The organism is Intrasporangium sp., assembly GCF_035688975.1.
Classification (GTDB): Bacteria; Actinomycetota; Actinomycetes; order Actinomycetales; family Dermatophilaceae; genus CALMNV01.
This window is the reverse complement of the sequence record NZ_DASSMH010000076.1, coordinates 41192-56733: the sequence shown is the minus strand read 5'-3', so window position 1 is coordinate 56733 and position 15542 is coordinate 41192. Positions and strand designations below refer to the sequence as shown.

Sequence of the window (15542 nt, the reverse complement as noted above, 5' to 3'; positions counted from 1 at the left end):
GCGCCTCAGAGGGTCGCGCCGACGTGGAGGACGAGGTCGGCGAGCCGGTTGGAGTAGCCCCACTCGTTGTCGTACCAGCCGACGACCTTGACCTGGTTGCCGATCACCTTGGTCAGGCCGGAGTCGAAGATGCACGAGGCCGGGTCGGTCTCGATGTCCTTGGAGACGATCGGGTCGTCGGTGTAGCGCAGGTAGCCCTTCAGCGGGCCCTCGGCCGCCGCGCGGACGATCTCGTTGACCTCCTCGACCGTCGTCTCGCGGGAGGCCTCGAAGCTGAGGTCCGTCGCCGAGCCGGTCGGCACGGGCACCCGGAGCGCGTAGCCGTCGAGCTTGCCCTTGAGCTCGGGCAGCACGAGCGACACGGCCTTGGCCGCACCCGTCGTGGTCGGGACGATGTTGAGCGCGGCGGCACGGGCGCGGCGCAGGTCCTTGTGCGGCGCGTCCTGCAGGTTCTGGTCCTGCGTGTAGGCGTGGATCGTGGTCATGAGGCCCTTGACGATGCCGAGGCCGTCGTGGAGCGCCTTGGCCATCGGGGCCAGGCAGTTCGTGGTGCACGACGCGTTGCTGATGATCGTGTGCGCGCTCGCGTCGTACTGCTCGTGGTTGACGCCCATGACGATGGTGATGTCCTCGTTCTTCGCGGGCGCCGAGATGATCACCTTCTTGGCACCAGCGGTCACGTGGGCCTTGGCCTTCTCGGCGTCGGTGAAGAAGCCGGTCGACTCGATGACGACGTCGGCGCCGAGATCCGCCCACTTGAGCGCGGACGGGTCCCGCTCGGCGGAGGCGGCGAACGTGTGGCCGCCGACGGTGATGGTGTCCTCGGTGTAGCTGACCTCGGCGTCGACACGGCCGAGGATCGAGTCGTACTTGAGCAGGTGTGCGAGCGTCTTGTTGTCGGTGAGGTCGTTGACCCCCACGATCTCGATGTCCGCCCCGGACGCCAGGACGGCGCGGAAGAAGTTGCGGCCGATGCGGCCGAAGCCGTTGATGCCAACGCGAACAGTCACTGTGCTGAGCCTCTCGAAACGGAAATACTCTCGAACGGGACAAATCAATGCGGGCTGCGGGGGCCCGGTCGGGCTCCCCTCTCGTCACCCTAGTCGGTGGCTCTGCGGGGCACGCGCCGCATCTCAGGGCGTGGCAGCCCGCTCACCCCCCAACGTCGAGTGGCCACTTCCGCACGCCGCCCCCTCCTCGAGTGGCCACTTCCGCACACCCACCCCTCCTCCAGTGGCCACCTCCGCACGCCGCCCCCTCCTCGAGTGGCCACTTCCGCACGCAGCCGAGCGACTCAGTGCTCTTCGGGGCCCCGTAGTGAGGGGCATTCCGGGTCCGGTTCTGGGCGTCCCGGGTCCCGTGCCATGGATGTGAAGGAAACTGGCCACTCGAGCTCGCGGGGTGAACAGAACTGGCCACTCGACCTCGCGGGGTGAACAGAACTGGCCACTCGACGCGGGGGGCGGGGAGTCAGCCTTCGAGCATGTCCGGGGTCAGCCCGGCGTCGGTGGCGGGCACCCCGAGGTCCTCGGCGCGCTTGTCCGCCATCGCCAGCAGGCGGCGGATGCGCCCGGCCACCGCGTCCTTGGTCATCGGGGGCTGCGCCAGCTGGCCCAGCTCCTCGAGGCTGGCCTGCTTGTGCTCCAGCCGCAGCACGCCGGCCTCGCGCAGGTGATCCGGGATGTCGTCGCCGAGGATGTCCATGGCGCGCTGCACCCGCGCGCCGGCGGCCACGGCCGCGCGCGCGGAGCGGCGCAGGTTGGCATCGTCGAAGTTGGCCAGCCGGTTGGCCGTGGCGCGCACCTCGCGGCGCATCCGCCGCTCCTCCCAGGCCAGCACGGCGTCGTGCGCACCGAGCCTGGTCAGCATCGCCCCGATGGCGTCGCCGTCGCGGATGACGACCCGGTCCACCCCGCGCACCTCGCGGGCCTTGGCGGCGATGCCCAGGCGGCGCCCCGCACCGACGAGGGCGAGGGCCGCCTCCGGGCCGGGGCACGTCACCTCCAGCGCCGAGGACCTCCCGGGCTCGGTGAGAGAGCCGTGGGCGAGGAAGGCGCCTCTCCACGCCGCCTCCGAGTCACACGTGGACGCGCTCACGACCTTGGGCGGCAGCCCCCGCACCGGACGGCCGCGGGCGTCGATGAGCCCGCTCTGCCGTGCCAGCGTGGCGCCGTCCTCGACGACTCGCACGACGTAGCGCGAGCCCCGACGCAGGCCACCGGCTGCGAGGACGAGCAGGTCGCTGCGGTGCCCGTAGACCTCGGCGACGTTGCGGCGCAGGCGCCGGGCGGCGCTCGCGGTGTTGAGCTCCGCCTCGACGACGATCTGTCCCCCGATGATGTGCAGGCCGCCAGCGAAGCGGAGCAGGGCCGCAACCTCTGCCTTCCGACAGCAGGGCTTGGTGATCTCCAGCCGTGAGAGCTCGTCCTTCACCTTCGCGGTCATGGCCATGGCGACATCCTGCCACCCGGGGTCACCGGGGCTCGGCGCTGGTTGCGGACACCAGGCAGCCCGTGGTTCCGGTCGCCTCTGCGGCATACGGCCGGCCGGAGTCGATCAACTGGCACATCACCTGGCGGTCAGTGCTGCCCTGGCGACACCGCCCGCCAGTTGATCCGCCAGTTGATCCGCCAGTTGATCCGCCAGCTGATCACGCCAGTTGATCTGCCAGTCGATCTGCCGGTTCAGGGCGAGGGCGCCCGTGCCGGGGCTCGGACGGGTCAGCCGATGACGTCGCGGAAGGCGGCCGCCAGCCGCAGTGGGTCGTGCACGCCCGGCTGGTCTGGCAGGGCGACCGGTGCCACGACGAGCTCGGCGCCCAGCCCCGCGGCCACGGACCGCACCGACGGCTCGTCGACGACGACGGTGGGATCGGCGAGCACGACGTCGAGCCGCAGGCCGGGGGCGGTGGCCGCCAAGGACGTCAGGTGGTCCTCGGCGCGAAAGTCGCGGGTCTCACCCTTGTGCACCTCGAGGTTGAGGTTGAGCAGCCGCTTCGCCGGGGTGGCCACCAGGGCGTCCGCGAGCTCCGGGACGAGCAGGTGCGGCATGACGGACGTGAACCACGACCCGGGGCCGAGGACGACCCAGTCGGCGTCCCAGACCGCGCTGACCGCCTCCGGGCAGGGCTTGGGGCACGTCGGCAGAATGCCGATCGAGGACACCCGCCCCGGTGAGGAGGCCACCCGGTGCTGGCCGTGCACGAGGGCCGTCTCGGTCGGCCGCTCGGGGTCGTGGCCGACGATCTCCGCGACGATGTCGAGCGGCTCCCCGGCCATGGGCAGCACCCGTCCGCGGGCGCCCAGCAGCCGGCCGACGAGGTCGAGGCCACCGACGGTGTTTCCGAGCAGCTCCCAGATCGAGACGATCATGAGGTTGCCGAGGGCGTGGCCGCGCAGCTCGCCCGCCCCGCTGAAGCGGTGCTGCAGGACGTCCCGCCACGTGTGACCCCACTCCGTGTCGTCGCACAGGGCGGCGAGGGCCATCCGCAGGTCTCCCGGCGGAAGCACCCCCAGCTCCTCGCGGAGTCGTCCGCTCGACCCACCGTCGTCGGCGACCGTCACGATCGCGGTCACGTGGTCGGTCAGCAGTCGGAGGGCGGCCAACGCCGCGGAGAGCCCGTGGCCCCCGCCGAGCGCGACGACGCGCCGCTGCGCGGCGGGGGCCAGGCCGTGGGGACTCACCGGCTCACTCCCGGCCCAGGTCGCGGTGGACGACGAAGGTGGCGACGCGGCCGCCCCCCACCCGGTGGCTCAGCGCCTCCGCCATGGACACGGAGCGGTGCTTGCCGCCCGTGCAGCCCAGGGCGACCGTGACGTAGCGCCGGCCCTCGCGGACATAGCCGGCCACCATCGTCTCGAGGAGCCCGGCTGCGCGGTCGAGGAACTCCTCCGCGCCGAGCTGGCTCAAGACGTAGTCGGCGACGGCGTCGTCGCGGCCGGTCAGGGGCCGCAGCTCGGGGACCCAGTAGGGGTTGGGCAGGAAGCGCAGGTCGAAGACGATGTCCGCGTCGAGCGGCAGGCCGTACTTGAACCCGAACGACATGACCGCGAGCCGGAGCTGCGCCTGCTGGTCCCCGGAGAAGAGCGAGGTGACCTTGGCCGACAGCTGGTGCACGTTGAGCCCGGAGCTGTCGATGACGACGTCGGCGCTCGACCGCAGCTCGACGAGCATGTCCCGTTCCCGTTGGATGCCGTCGAGGAGGCGTCCCTCGCCCTGGAGCGGGTGGGGGCGCCGGACGCTCTCGAACCGCCGCACGAGGGTCTCGTCCGTCGCGTCGAGGAACACCAGGCTGGGCCGCTGCCCCCGGTCGCGCATCGCCTCGATGGCACCGTGCAGGTGCCCGAACCACTCCCGTGACCGCACGTCGACGACCACGGCGACCTGCCGGTGCGGGGCCTCCGGGTGGCGGGCCAGGCTCTCGTCGCGCATCGCGGCCAGGTGCGCGAGCATCTGGGGAGGCAGGTTGTCGACAACGAGCCAGCCGAGGTCCTCGAGGACGTTGGCGGTGGTCGAGCGCCCGGCGCCGCTCATGCCCGTGACGATGACCATGGGCGCGTCGGACAGCCGATGGTTGGCCCGGTCCTTGGTCTGGCTGGTCATTCGAGTACTTCTCCCGTCGTGAGGTTCACGGCCGGCGCGGCGGGTGCGCCCTGCGCGAGGTGGCTGACGATCGCCCCGGCGAGTGCCGGGCCGATGCCCGAAACGGTCATGATGTCCTCAGCGCTCGCCTGGCGCAGCCGTTTCACGGAACCGAAGTGCTTGAGCAGCGCCTTCTGCCGGCTCGTGCCAAGCCCTGGTATGCCGTCGAGCGCCGACACGGTCATCGCCTTGGACCGGCGCTGCCGGTGGAAGGTGATGGCGAAGCGGTGCGCCTCGTCCCGCAGCCGCTGCAGCAGGTAGAGCCCCTCGCTCGTGCGCGGCAGGATGAGCGGGTGCGCGATCCCGGGCAGCCACACCTCCTCCAGTCGCTTGGCGAGCCCGACGAGGGCTACCTCCTTGATGCCGAGCTCGTCCAGGACCGCCTGCGCCGCGTTGACCTGGGGCAGGCCGCCGTCGACGACGACGAGGCTCGGGGGGTAGGCGAAGCGGCGCGGCCGCCCGGTCCCCGGATCGAGTGGTCCGCTGCCGTCGGAGTCGTCCGCAGGTGCGAGGCCGAGGTCGCCGGCGCTCTCCGCGTCGTCGAGGTAGCGGCGGAAGCGGCGGGACAGGACCTCCCGCATGGCCGCGGTGTCGTCCACGGTCCCGGGCCCGCCGGCGCCGTCGTCGGGCCTCGCACCCCGGACGATGAACCGGCGATACTCGCTCTTGCGCGCCAGGCCGTCCTCGAAGACCACCATGCTTGCCACGACGTTCGTGCCCTGCACGTGGCTCACGTCGTAGCACTCGATGCGCAGCGGCGCCTCGTCCAGCTCGAGCAGGTCCTGCAGCTCCTGCAGCGCCTGGCTGCGCAGGGTCAGGTCGCCCGCCCGGGCGACCTTGTGCCGGGCGAGGGACTGCTCCGCGTTGCGCCGGACGGTCTCCATGAGGGTGCGCTTGTCGCCGCGCTGGGGCACCCGGACGTCGACGGCCGACCCGCGCACCGACGACAGCCACTGCGTGACCGCCTCGGGGTCCGCGGGCGGGGTCGGCACGAGGACCTCGCGCGGGACTGCATCGGCCGCGGCCTCGCCGTAGACCTGCTGGAGGAGGTGCTCGACCAGGGTCGGCACGTCCTCGCTCTCCTTCTCCACGACCCACCCGCGCTGGCCGCGAATCCGGCCGCCGCGGACGTGGAAGACCTGCACGGCGGCCTCGAGGTCGTCGTCGGCGAGGCCGAAGATGTCGGCGTCGGTCGCGTCACCGAGGACGACCGTCTGTTTCTCGAGCGCCTTGGTCAGGGCCCCGATGTCGTCCCTCAGGCGGGCCGCCTGCTCGAAGTCGAGCTGCGCAGCCGCCTCCTGCATGCGCTGCTCCAGACGGCGCACGAACCGGCTGGTGTTGCCGGCCATGAACTCGCAGAAGTCCTCGGCGATGGCGCGGTGCTGGTCGACCGAGACGCGGCCGACGCAGGGGGCGCTGCACTTGTCGATATAGCCGAGCAGGCACGGCCGCCCGCTCGCCGCGGCCCGGCGGTAGACGCCCGACGAGCAGGTGCGGACCGGGAAGACCCGCAGGAGCAGGTCGAGGGTCTCGCGGATCGCCCAAGCGTGACCGTAGGGCCCGAAGTACCGGGTCCCCTTGCGCTTGGCGCCGCGCATGACCTGCGCCCGCGGCACCTCCTCACCCATCGTCACCGCGAGGTAGGGGTAGGACTTGTCGTCGCGGTACTTGACGTTGAAGCGCGGGTCGAACTCCTTGATCCAGGAGTACTCGAGCTGCAGCGCCTCGACCTCGGTGCGCACGACGGTCCACTCGACCGAGGCGGCCGTCGTGACCATGGTGGCCGTGCGCGGGTGCAGAGCCGACAAGTCCTGGAAGTAGGACGACAGCCGCGGACGCAGCGACTTTGCCTTGCCGACGTAGACGACCCGACCGTGCGCATCGCGGAAGCGGTAGACACCCGGGTCGGTCGGGATCTCCCCCGGCTTGGGGCGATAGGTCGTCGGGTCGGCCACCCCCCCACCCTATGCGGGAGGTGGGGCCGGCTCCCGCCCCCTCAGGTGACGGTGAGCTGGTCCCCCGAGACGGTCACCGACTTGGCCGTGAGCCCCTTGGGGGCGGGTCCGGCCACCCGGGCGCCGGTGGCGATGTCGAAGGCGCTGCCGTGACAGGGGCAGTGGATCTGCTTGTCCGTCACGGTCGCGACGGCGCACCCCTTGTGCGGGCACGTGGTGTCGAACGCCTTGAAGGTGCCGGCGACGGGCTGGGTCACCACGACCTTCTGGTCCGTGAAGACCGCGCCGCCGCCGACGGGGACCGACGCGGCCGGTATGCCGCCCCCGGCGCCGCCCGCGCCGCTGCTCGTCGTCTCCGCACTCGAACCGGCACCGGCCGGCGTCGAGCTCGCCGACGCGGCCGGGGCCGTGGTGCCGGGCGAGGAGCTGCCGCCGCAGGCCGCCAGGGAGGAGCCGCCCAGGACGAGCAAGCCGGTGGCACCGGCCGCGCGAAGCACGCCTCGGCGCTCGACCGGCTCCGTCGTCGCTCGCGACGAGCCGGTCGAGGCGCGGGTCGGGACCCCGTCGCGGTCGGAGGAGTCGGACACTTCAGGTCGCTCGGTCATGCTCATCCCTTTCGCTCATCCTTTTCGGGTGCTGCCGGCCGGCGCCACCGCGGCGCCGGTCCGCGTGGTGGTTGCCTTGCTGACCTTGCCCACCGCACCTGTTGACTTCCTTGGGCCCGCCTGTGCAGTTGCCGCTGCGGTCCGTCGCGGCCGCGCGCCGGAGGGGCGGGTCGTGCTGCGAGCGGTCCGATCGAGGACCGGCGCGAGGAAGCGCCCGGTGTGGCTGGCGTCGACGGCGGCCACCTGCTCCGGCGTCCCTTCGGCAATGACCCGCCCGCCCCGGGAGCCGCCCTCGGGCCCCAGGTCGATGATCCAGTCGGCGTTCTTGATGACGTCGAGGTTGTGCTCGATGACGATGACGGTGTTGCCCTTGTCGACCAGGCCCTGCAGGACCTCGAGGAGCTTGCGGATGTCCTCGAAGTGCAGCCCGGTCGTCGGCTCGTCGAGGACGTAGATGCTGCGCCCGCTGGAGCGCTTCTGCAGCTCGCTGGCGAGCTTGACCCGCTGCGCCTCGCCGCCGGAGAGGGTGGGGGCCGGCTGGCCGAGCCGGACGTAGCCGAGGCCGACGTCGACCAGCGTGCGCAGGTGGCGGGCGATGGCCGGGACGGCCTCGAAGAAGTCCGCCGCCTCCTCGATCGGCATGCCCAGCACGTCGGCGATCGTCTTGCCCTTGAAGTGCACCTCAAGCGTCTCGCGGTTGTAGCGGGCGCCGTGGCACACCTCGCAGGGCACGTACACATCCGGCAGGAAGTTCATCTCGATCTTGATCGTGCCGTCGCCGGAGCAGGCGTCGCACCGCCCGCCCTTGACGTTGAACGAGAACCGCCCGGGCTGGTACCCCCGGACCTTGGCCTCGGTCGTCTCGGCGAAGAGCCTGCGCATGTGGTCGAAGACGCCCGTATAGGTCGCCGGGTTCGATCGCGGCGTCCGGCCGATCGGGCTCTGGTCGACGTGGACCACCTTGTCGAGGTGCTCGAGGCCGGCGACGGACTTGTGCCGGCCCGGGACGTTGCGGGCGCCGTTGAGCCGGTTGGCCAGCACGTTGTAGAGGATGTCGTTGATCAGGGTGGACTTGCCGGAGCCCGACACTCCTGTCACGGCGACGAGGTTGCCGAGCGGGATGTCGACGTCCACCGCCTGCAGGTTGTTCTCCCGAGCGCCGACGATGGACAGCCTGCGGCCGTCGTGCGGGCGCCGCACCGGGGGCGTCGGGATCTCGCGCCGACCCGAGAGGTACTCCCCGGTGATCGAGTCGGGGTGCTTCAGCAGGTCGGCCACCGAGCCCGAGTGGACGACCTGGCCGCCGTGCTCTCCCGCACCCGGGCCGATGTCGACGACCCAGTCGGCGGTCGCGATCGTGTCCTCGTCGTGCTCCACGACGATGAGCGTGTTGCCGAGGTCGCGCAGCCGCGTCAGCGTCTCGATGAGCCGGTGGTTGTCCCGCTGGTGCAGGCCGATGGACGGCTCGTCCAGGACATAGAGGACCCCCACGAGGCCGGACCCGATCTGCGTGGCGAGCCGGATGCGCTGCGCCTCCCCCCCGGAGAGGGTGGCCGCCGGCCGGTCGAGGGAGAGGTAGTCCAGCCCCACGTCGAGCAGGAAGCCGAGCCGCGCGTCGATCTCCTTGATGACCCGCTCGGCGATGTGCCGCTCCCGCTCGGTGAAGTCCACCGTGTCGAGGAAGCGGGCCGCCTCGTTGATCGCCAGCGCGCACACCTCGGAGATGTTCTTGCCGCCGAGCAGCACGGCGAGCGACTCGGGCTTGAGCCGGGCTCCGCGGCATACGGGGCAGGGCACCTCACGCATGTAGCCCTCGTAGCGCTCCCGGCTCCACTCCGAGTCAGTCTCTCCGTGCCGGCGCTTGATGAAGGGCACGACGCCCTCGAAGCCCGTGGTGTAGGACCGGTCGCGGCCGTAGCGGTTGCGGTAGCGGACGTGGACCTTGTAGTCCTGTCCGTGCAGCAGCGCCTCCTTGGCCCGGTCCGGCAGTGCCGCGAAGGGAGCGTCCATGGAGAACTTGAGGTCCTCCGCGAGCGCCGTCATGACGCGCTGGAAGTACTCCGCCGCACCCGATCCCTGCGCCCACGGCGCGATGGCGCCCTCGGAGAGGGACAGCTCCTGGTTGGGCACGACCAGCTCGGGGTCGACCTCGAGCTCCGTGCCGATGCCCGTGCACGCGGGGCAGGCTCCGAAGGGCGAGTTGAACGAGAAGGTCCGCGGCTGGACCTCGTCCATGGCGAGCGGGTGGTTGTTGGGGCAGGCCATCCGCTCGGAGAAGCGGCGGGACCGCTCGGGGTCCTTGGGGTCATGGTCGACGAAGTCGACGACGAGGACGCCGCCCGTCAGGCGCAGGGCCGTCTCGACCGAGTCGGTGAGGCGCCGCTTGGCGCCCGCGTCGTCGCCCTTGGCGACGAGCCGGTCGACGACGACCTCGATCGTGTGCTTCTTCTGCTTGGCGAGGGCGGGCGGCTCCGTGAGCGGCACGACGTCACCGTCGACGCGGGCCCGGGAGAACCCCTTGGACTGCAGCTCGGCGAAGAGGTCGACGAACTCGCCCTTGCGGCCCTGCACGACCGGGGCGAGGACCTGGAAACGGGTGCGGTCCTCGAGCGTCAGGAGCTGGTCGACGATCTGCTGCGGCGTCTGCCGGGTCACCGGCTCGCCGCAGACCGGGCAGTGCGGGCGCCCGGCACGCGCGAAGAGGAGCCGGAGGTAGTCGTAGACCTCGGTGATGGTGCCCACCGTCGAGCGCGGGTTGCGGTTGGTCGACTTCTGGTCGATGGAGACCGCCGGGGAGAGCCCCTCGATGAAGTCGACGTCGGGCTTGTCCATCTGCCCCAGGAACTGCCGGGCGTAGGCGGACAGGGACTCGACGTAGCGGCGCTGGCCCTCGGCGAAGATCGTGTCGAACGCGAGCGAGGACTTGCCCGACCCGGACAGCCCGGTGAAGACGATGAGGCTGTCCCGGGGGAGGTCGACCGAGACGTCCTTGAGGTTGTGCTCCCGGGCGCCCCGGACGACGAGGGCGTGAGAGGTGGAGGGGGACGTGGAGGTCACGCCAACATGCTAGGTGCCCGCACCGACAGTCCCCGACGCGCGAACCGGGACGGCATACTCGCCTCCATGAGCTCGACGCCCATCGAGGACTACGCGGTCCTCGGCGACACGGCCACCGCGGCACTGGTGAGCCGGGCGGGGTCGATCGACTGGCTGTGTCTCCCGCGCTTCGACTCACCGGCCTGCTTCGCCGCGCTGCTCGGCACCCGCGAGCACGGCCGGTGGCTCATCGGCCCCAGCGACCCGTCGGCCCGCTCGACCCGCCGCTACGTCGGCGCGAGCTTCGTCCTCGAGACCCTCCACGAGACCCCGGCCGGCCGGGTCAGGGTGACCGACCTCATGCCGGTCGCCGACGGGCGCGCCGACGTCCTCCGCCGCGTGGAAGGCCTCGAGGGGACGCTGCGGCTGCGGCATGACTGGGTCGTGCGGTTCGGCTACGGCCGGACCCGCCCGTGGATCAGCCGGCACACCGACGTCAAGGACGGCGTGGAGGAGCAGATCATCACCGCCGTCGCCGGGCCTGACATGCTGGTGCTCCGGGGCACCCGTCTCCCGCGGGGGCAGGACGGCCACCACGTCGACGAGTTCGACGTCGCCGCCGGCGAGAGCCTCACCTTCTCGCTCACCTGGCTGCCCAGCCACCGGCCGGTGCCCCGCCGGTTCGACGTCGCGGAGCGGGTGCGCGACACGCTCGACATCAGTGAGCGGTGGGCCGCTCGCAACCGGTATGCCGGGCCGTATGCCGCTGCCGTGTCCCGCTCGCTGCTCGTGCTCCGGGTGCTCAGCCACGCCGTCACCGGCGGCATCGTCGCCGCCCCGACGACGTCCCTGCCCGAGGACTTCGGCGGCGAGCGCAACTGGGACTACCGCTACTGCTGGCTGCGCGACGCGGCCCTGACCCTGGAGTCGCTGCTCGGCTGCGGCTACGTCGACGAGACGCGGCTCTGGCGCAACTGGCTGCTGCGCGCCGTGGCCGGGGACCCGGAGGACATGCAGATCATGTACCGCGTCGACGGGGCCCGCCAGCTGCCGGAGCGGGAGCTCGACCACCTTCCCGGCTACGCCTGCTCCCGACCGGTCCGCGTCGGCAACGGCGCGGTCGAGCAGCGGCAGACCGACGTGCTCGGCGAGGTGATGATGGCGCTCGAGCTGGCCCGCGAGGCCGGCCTGGGCGAGACGACCGACTCGTGGCACCTGCAGCGGGCCCTCGTCAACCACCTCGCGGCGCACTGGCAGGAGCCCGACCACGGCCTGTGGGAGATCCGCGGGCCCGAGCGCCACTTCACCCACTCCCGGGTGATGGTGTGGGTGGCCCTCGACCGTGCCGTGCGCGCCGTGGAGCGCCACGGTCTGCACGGGCCCGTCGACCGGTGGCGGGCCATCCGTGACGAGGTGCGCCGGGAGGTCCTCGCCCGGGGCTGGGACGAGGAGCGGCAGACCTTCGTCCAGCACTACCACACGAGCGAGGTGGACGCCTCGCTCCTCGTGCTCTCGGCCGTGGGCTTCCTCGACGGCGACGACCCCCGCATGCTCGGGACGATCCGGGCCGTCGAGCAGGAGCTGATGCGGGACGGGCTCGTGCGGCGCTACCGGACGAGCACCGGCGTCGACGGCCTCGCGGGCGACGAGCACCCGTTCCTCGCGTGCTCCTTCTGGCTGGTCACGGCATACGCCAAGGCCGGCCTGCTCGAGCAGGCCACCGCGCTGATGGACCGGCTGGTCGCCCTCTGCAACGATGTGGGCCTCCTCCCCGAGGAGTACGACCCCGCAGGTGGCCGCATGGTGGGCAACTTCCCGCAGGCCTTCTCGCACCTGACCCTCGTGACCGCGGCCCTCGCCATCGCGGAGGCTGCGGGGAAGGACGTCCATGCGGCCCCGTGACGTGACCCCCGACCTCGTCGCCCGCGAGACCGAGCGGCTGCTCGCGACCGCCGCCGCGTTCTCCGACGAGGCGGTCCTCGCGCCGTCGCTCTGCGAGGGCTGGTCGCGCGCCCACGTCCTCACGCACCTCGCCCGCAACGCCGACGCCCTGGCGCGGGTGTGCCGCGCCGGTCTCACCGGGAGCGCCGAGACGATGTATGCCGCCGACGACGTGCGCGACGCCGAGATCGAGGCAGGCGCCAGGCGGGGCGCCACGGACCTCGTGGAGGACGTGCGGGCCGCGGCGGACCGGCTCGCGCCGCTGCTCGACCGGCTCGGGCCGCAGCTCGAGGGCCGCACGGTGCAGCGCACGCCCGGCGGCCGCGCCGTCCTCGTGGCCCGCGTGCCCTTCCTGCGCCTGCGTGAGCTCCTCGTCCACCACGTCGACCTCGACGCGGCCTTCACCTTCGCCGACGTCCCGGCCGAGCTCGCAGAGCTCCTGCTCGACCACGCCGCCCGCACGCTGCGCGAGCACCCGGAGGCACCGAGCGTCGAGATCCGCACCGACGAGGGCGACGTGCACGTCATCGGCACCGGCACGGCATACGTCACCGGGTCCCGTGCGGCGGCGCTGCTCTGGCTCCTGCGCCGGCGCCCCGACGGGATCACTTGCAGCACCGACCTGCCCGACCTGCCCTTCGGAGGATGACCTCATGCCCTACACCGGTGACGTGGAGCCCGGCGGCCCCGCCGACACGCGCGAGCTGCCCCAGCTGACGATCCGCAAGCTCGCGGTCTCGGCCATGCACAACAACGTCTACCTCCTCACCTGCCGGCGGACCGGGGAGCAGCTGCTCATCGACGCGGCGGACGAGGCCGGGCGCATCCTCGAGCTCGTCCGCTCGGGCGGGCCGTCGCTCGGCACGGTGGTCACGACCCACCAACACTGGGACCACGTGCGTGCCCTGCCCGACGTGGTCGCCGCCACGGGCGCGCGGACGGTCGCGGGCGCCGAGGATGCCGACGCCCTGCCGGTGCCCGTCGACGTCCGGGTGGGTCAGGGCGACACCGTCGCCTTCGGCCAGATCACGCTCGACGTCATCTCCCTGCGCGGGCACACCCCCGGTGGCATCGCCCTGGCCTACGCGGACCCGGGCGGCCCTGCCCACCTGTGGACCGGGGACAGCCTCTTCCCCGGGGGCGTCGGCAACACGAAGAACGAGGGTCAGAGCTTTGCGTCGCTCTACGCCGACGTGACGACGCGGGTCTTCGACGTCTACGACGACGACACGTGGTTCTACCCGGGGCACGGCGCCGACTCCACCCTGGGCGCGGAGCGGCCGCACCTGCAGGAGTGGCGCGACCGCGGCTGGTAGGCGCCCGGGAGCACGGTGACGGACGCCGGCGCGCGCTGGCCGATCGGCCCGAGGCTTGTCGCAACTCGCTGACGCCGCTGCTGCTATCGGGCTACGGTGGAGAGTTGCGGCACGGGGGGAAGGCCGCGGTCCATCAACGCCGCCTGGCGGCATCAGCGCACGTGTTGCACTCCACTCGACTCAGTGACGGAAGCTCCCGGGCTCCCGGTCTGCATCCGTCGGTTGGGAGATCTCATGAGCAAGACCACCACGGCTTCCGCCCGCGTGGCCGGCGTCGCCGGCCTGTGCGCGGCAGCACTGCTGGCCCCGACGGGGTCGGCGTCCTCCCAGGCTGCCTCCTCGTCGTCGGCCGGCTCCTCGCCGACGTTCCGCACGGTCGTCTCCGGCCTCAACGCGCCACGGGGGATCGCCTTCGACGCCCGAGGCGCCATGTACGTCGCGGAGTCGGGCAAGTATCTCGGGCCGCCTCCGTCGACGGGCCAGTCGTCGCCGGTCTTCGGCCTCTCCAAGACCGGCAAGGTGACGAAGTACCAGCGCGGCACGGGGAAGCCGGTCTGGTCCACCGGTTTCACCAGCTTCTTCGCGAACGGCGAGGGCGAAGCGGCCGTCCTCGGTCCTGAGGGCATCAGCGCCATGGGAAACAGCTGCTCCACGGAGCCGGCCGACGACGACGACCGCTCGCCCATGATCCGGCGGGGGTCGCACGACGATGACGGCGACGGGGAGGGGCGTGAGGGGCGGTGCGAGATCCGGATGATCATGAGCGAGTCCAACCTCGGTCTCGCGCGGCCCCCGGTGAGCCTGCCCCCCTCCCAGGCCGGGCTGCTCTTCCGCCTCGACGGCAGGACCGGAGCCGCCAAACCCGTCACCAACGTCGGCAACCAGCAGTTCCGGTGGACCGCGGACCACAAGTCACTCTTCCCGGACGACTTCCCGGACTCCAACCCGTACGGGGTCCTGCTGATCCGGGACCGCAGGAAGGACAGGCTGCGCACCTTCGTGGCCGACGCGGGGGCGAACACCATCAGTGAGGTGATGCCGTCGGGTCGCAGCCGGGTCATCGCCTACATCCCCAACGACCCGGTCCGCGACTCGACCCCCACGTGCGTCGCCGAGGGGCCGGACGGCATGCTCTACGTGGGCACCCTCGACCTCGTCTTCAACCTCTTCGTCCCCGGCGGCCCGAACCGGTCCTCGGTGTGGCGCGTCGACCCGAACGCCAACTTCGGCAGCGGGCCCAAGCCCACGGTGTGGGCCACCGGCCTCACGACGATCACGGCCTGCACGTTCGACCGGTCCGGAAACTTCTGGGCCACCGAGATGTTCCAGCCGAACGGCGCGGCGCAGCCGCCCGGTGACATCGTCCGGATCCCCTTCCGCACGCCGACGAACCACACCCGGATAGGCGGGGGCAAGCTGCCCGTGCCCGGCGGGATCGCCCAGGGCCGTGACGGCGCCATGTACGTCACCGTCGGCTCGGCCGACACCACGCCGAACGCCGGCGCGGTCGTGCGCGTCTCCCACTGAGCCGCGGTCCGGCTGACTGCAACCGGCAGGGGCCGGGCTCCGGCCCGGCCCCTCACCGGCTCGCGAGCAGCTCCTGGAGGGCGGCCCACTCGGCCCCGTCGAGCCAGCCCGGGTTGCCCATCTGCGGCTGCCGCAGCACCTCGCAGCCGGCGAGCGCGGCGGTGGCCCTGAGCAGGGCGCGCGGCACGGGCGCCTCCAGGAGCGGCACGTCGAGAGTGACCTTGGGCGTGCCGGAGGCGGGTCCGTCAGACCCGCTCGCTCGAGCGCGAGCCACGGGCGCGACCACGCGGCCCACGCCCCAGACCCCCGGCTGCAGCGGGTCCCGCTCCGGGCCCGACACCCACAGCACGACGGGGTCCCCGGCCTGGATCAGGGCGGAGCGGTAGTTGGCGGCCACGCACCGGTCGGCGACCGAGGCGTGCTCCGCGGCGAACCGCTGCGGGTCCCGGGCAGCGGGGTTGGCCTTGATCACCCATGCGCCGAGGTTGGCGCGGCTGATCCGCAGCGTCATCCCCCGGCCT

At 72.2% G+C, this 15542-nt stretch carries 12 protein-coding genes; 4 read left to right on the top strand and 8 right to left on the bottom strand.

What is annotated here, in order from left to right:
• Nucleotides 1-5: 5 nt before the first annotated feature.
• The 7 genes from gap to uvrA all read right to left on the bottom strand — a co-directional run bounded on the left by gap (nucleotide 6) and on the right by uvrA (nucleotide 10258).
• Entirely contained in the window at nucleotides 6-1010 is a 1005-nt protein-coding gene (gene gap / locus VFJ94_RS08000) for a type I glyceraldehyde-3-phosphate dehydrogenase (protein WP_325003669.1), read from the bottom strand.
• Between the two features lie 460 nt (nucleotides 1011-1470).
• Complete coding sequence (gene whiA, locus VFJ94_RS07995) at nucleotides 1471-2451, bottom strand: DNA-binding protein WhiA (protein ID WP_325003668.1); 981 nt, start codon at nucleotides 2449-2451, stop codon at nucleotides 1471-1473.
• Nucleotides 2452-2720: 269 nt separating this feature from the next.
• The gene (locus VFJ94_RS07990; RefSeq protein WP_325003667.1) at nucleotides 2721-3683 is read right to left on the bottom strand and encodes a uridine diphosphate-N-acetylglucosamine-binding protein YvcK; all 963 of its coding nucleotides are present in this window, start codon (nucleotides 3681-3683) and stop codon (nucleotides 2721-2723) included.
• A gap of 4 nt (nucleotides 3684-3687) precedes the next feature.
• The gene (gene rapZ, locus VFJ94_RS07985; RefSeq protein WP_325003666.1) at nucleotides 3688-4602 is read right to left on the bottom strand and encodes an RNase adapter RapZ; all 915 of its coding nucleotides are present in this window, start codon (nucleotides 4600-4602) and stop codon (nucleotides 3688-3690) included.
• Nucleotides 4599-6596, bottom strand: coding sequence for an excinuclease ABC subunit UvrC (gene uvrC / locus VFJ94_RS07980; protein ID WP_325003665.1), 1998 nt, complete (start codon nucleotides 6594-6596; stop codon nucleotides 4599-4601). Before uvrC ends, rapZ begins: the two co-directional genes overlap by 4 nt.
• Before the next feature lie 41 nt (nucleotides 6597-6637).
• Entirely contained in the window at nucleotides 6638-7201 is a 564-nt protein-coding gene (locus VFJ94_RS07975; RefSeq protein ID WP_325003664.1) for a Rieske (2Fe-2S) protein, read from the bottom strand.
• Nucleotides 7202-7216: 15 nt separating this feature from the next.
• On the bottom strand, nucleotides 7217-10258 hold the full coding sequence (uvrA, locus tag VFJ94_RS07970; RefSeq protein WP_325003663.1) for an excinuclease ABC subunit UvrA: 3042 nt from the start codon (nucleotides 10256-10258) through the stop codon (nucleotides 7217-7219).
• A 66-nt stretch (nucleotides 10259-10324) separates the two neighbouring features.
• Here uvrA and VFJ94_RS07965 point away from each other — a divergent pair, with 66 nt between their 5' ends.
• The 4 genes from VFJ94_RS07965 (at nucleotide 10325) to VFJ94_RS07950 (ending at nucleotide 15021) form a co-directional block, all read left to right on the top strand.
• Nucleotides 10325-12139, top strand: coding sequence for a glycoside hydrolase family 15 protein (locus tag VFJ94_RS07965; RefSeq protein ID WP_325003662.1), 1815 nt, complete (start codon nucleotides 10325-10327; stop codon nucleotides 12137-12139).
• Entirely contained in the window at nucleotides 12126-12827 is a 702-nt protein-coding gene (locus VFJ94_RS07960; protein ID WP_325003661.1) for a maleylpyruvate isomerase family mycothiol-dependent enzyme, read from the top strand. The genes VFJ94_RS07965 and VFJ94_RS07960 overlap by 14 nt, the downstream gene beginning before the upstream one ends.
• 4 nt (nucleotides 12828-12831) lie before the next feature.
• On the top strand, nucleotides 12832-13494 hold the full coding sequence (locus tag VFJ94_RS07955) for an MBL fold metallo-hydrolase (RefSeq protein ID WP_325003660.1): 663 nt from the start codon (nucleotides 12832-12834) through the stop codon (nucleotides 13492-13494).
• A 234-nt stretch (nucleotides 13495-13728) separates the two neighbouring features.
• Nucleotides 13729-15021 carry a ScyD/ScyE family protein gene (locus VFJ94_RS07950; protein ID WP_325003659.1) on the top strand — a complete coding sequence of 431 codons (1293 nt, stop codon included), beginning with the start codon at nucleotides 13729-13731 and terminating at the stop codon, nucleotides 15019-15021.
• Nucleotides 15022-15073: 52 nt separating this feature from the next.
• On the opposite strand, the gene VFJ94_RS07945 is transcribed toward VFJ94_RS07950, so the two are convergent.
• A complete protein-coding gene (locus VFJ94_RS07945) occupies nucleotides 15074-15532 on the bottom strand; it encodes a hypothetical protein (RefSeq protein WP_325003658.1) in 459 nt (152 codons plus the stop codon).
• Nucleotides 15533-15542: the final 10 nt, after the last annotated feature.

Coding starts and splice junctions, on each gene's coding strand:
- whiA (WP_325003668.1), bottom strand. CDS start 2,451: ATGGCCATGACCGCGAAGGTGAAGGACGAGCTCTCACGGCTGGAGATC.
- rapZ (WP_325003666.1), bottom strand. CDS start 4,602: ATGACCAGCCAGACCAAGGACCGGGCCAACCATCGGCTGTCCGACGCG.
- VFJ94_RS07975 (WP_325003664.1), bottom strand. CDS start 7,201: ATGACCGAGCGACCTGAAGTGTCCGACTCCTCCGACCGCGACGGGGTC.
- VFJ94_RS07965 (WP_325003662.1), top strand. CDS start 10,325: ATGAGCTCGACGCCCATCGAGGACTACGCGGTCCTCGGCGACACGGCC.
- VFJ94_RS07960 (WP_325003661.1), top strand. CDS start 12,126: ATGCGGCCCCGTGACGTGACCCCCGACCTCGTCGCCCGCGAGACCGAG.
- VFJ94_RS07955 (WP_325003660.1), top strand. CDS start 12,832: ATGCCCTACACCGGTGACGTGGAGCCCGGCGGCCCCGCCGACACGCGC.
- VFJ94_RS07950 (WP_325003659.1), top strand. CDS start 13,729: ATGAGCAAGACCACCACGGCTTCCGCCCGCGTGGCCGGCGTCGCCGGC.
- VFJ94_RS07945 (WP_325003658.1), bottom strand. CDS start 15,532: ATGACGCTGCGGATCAGCCGCGCCAACCTCGGCGCATGGGTGATCAAG.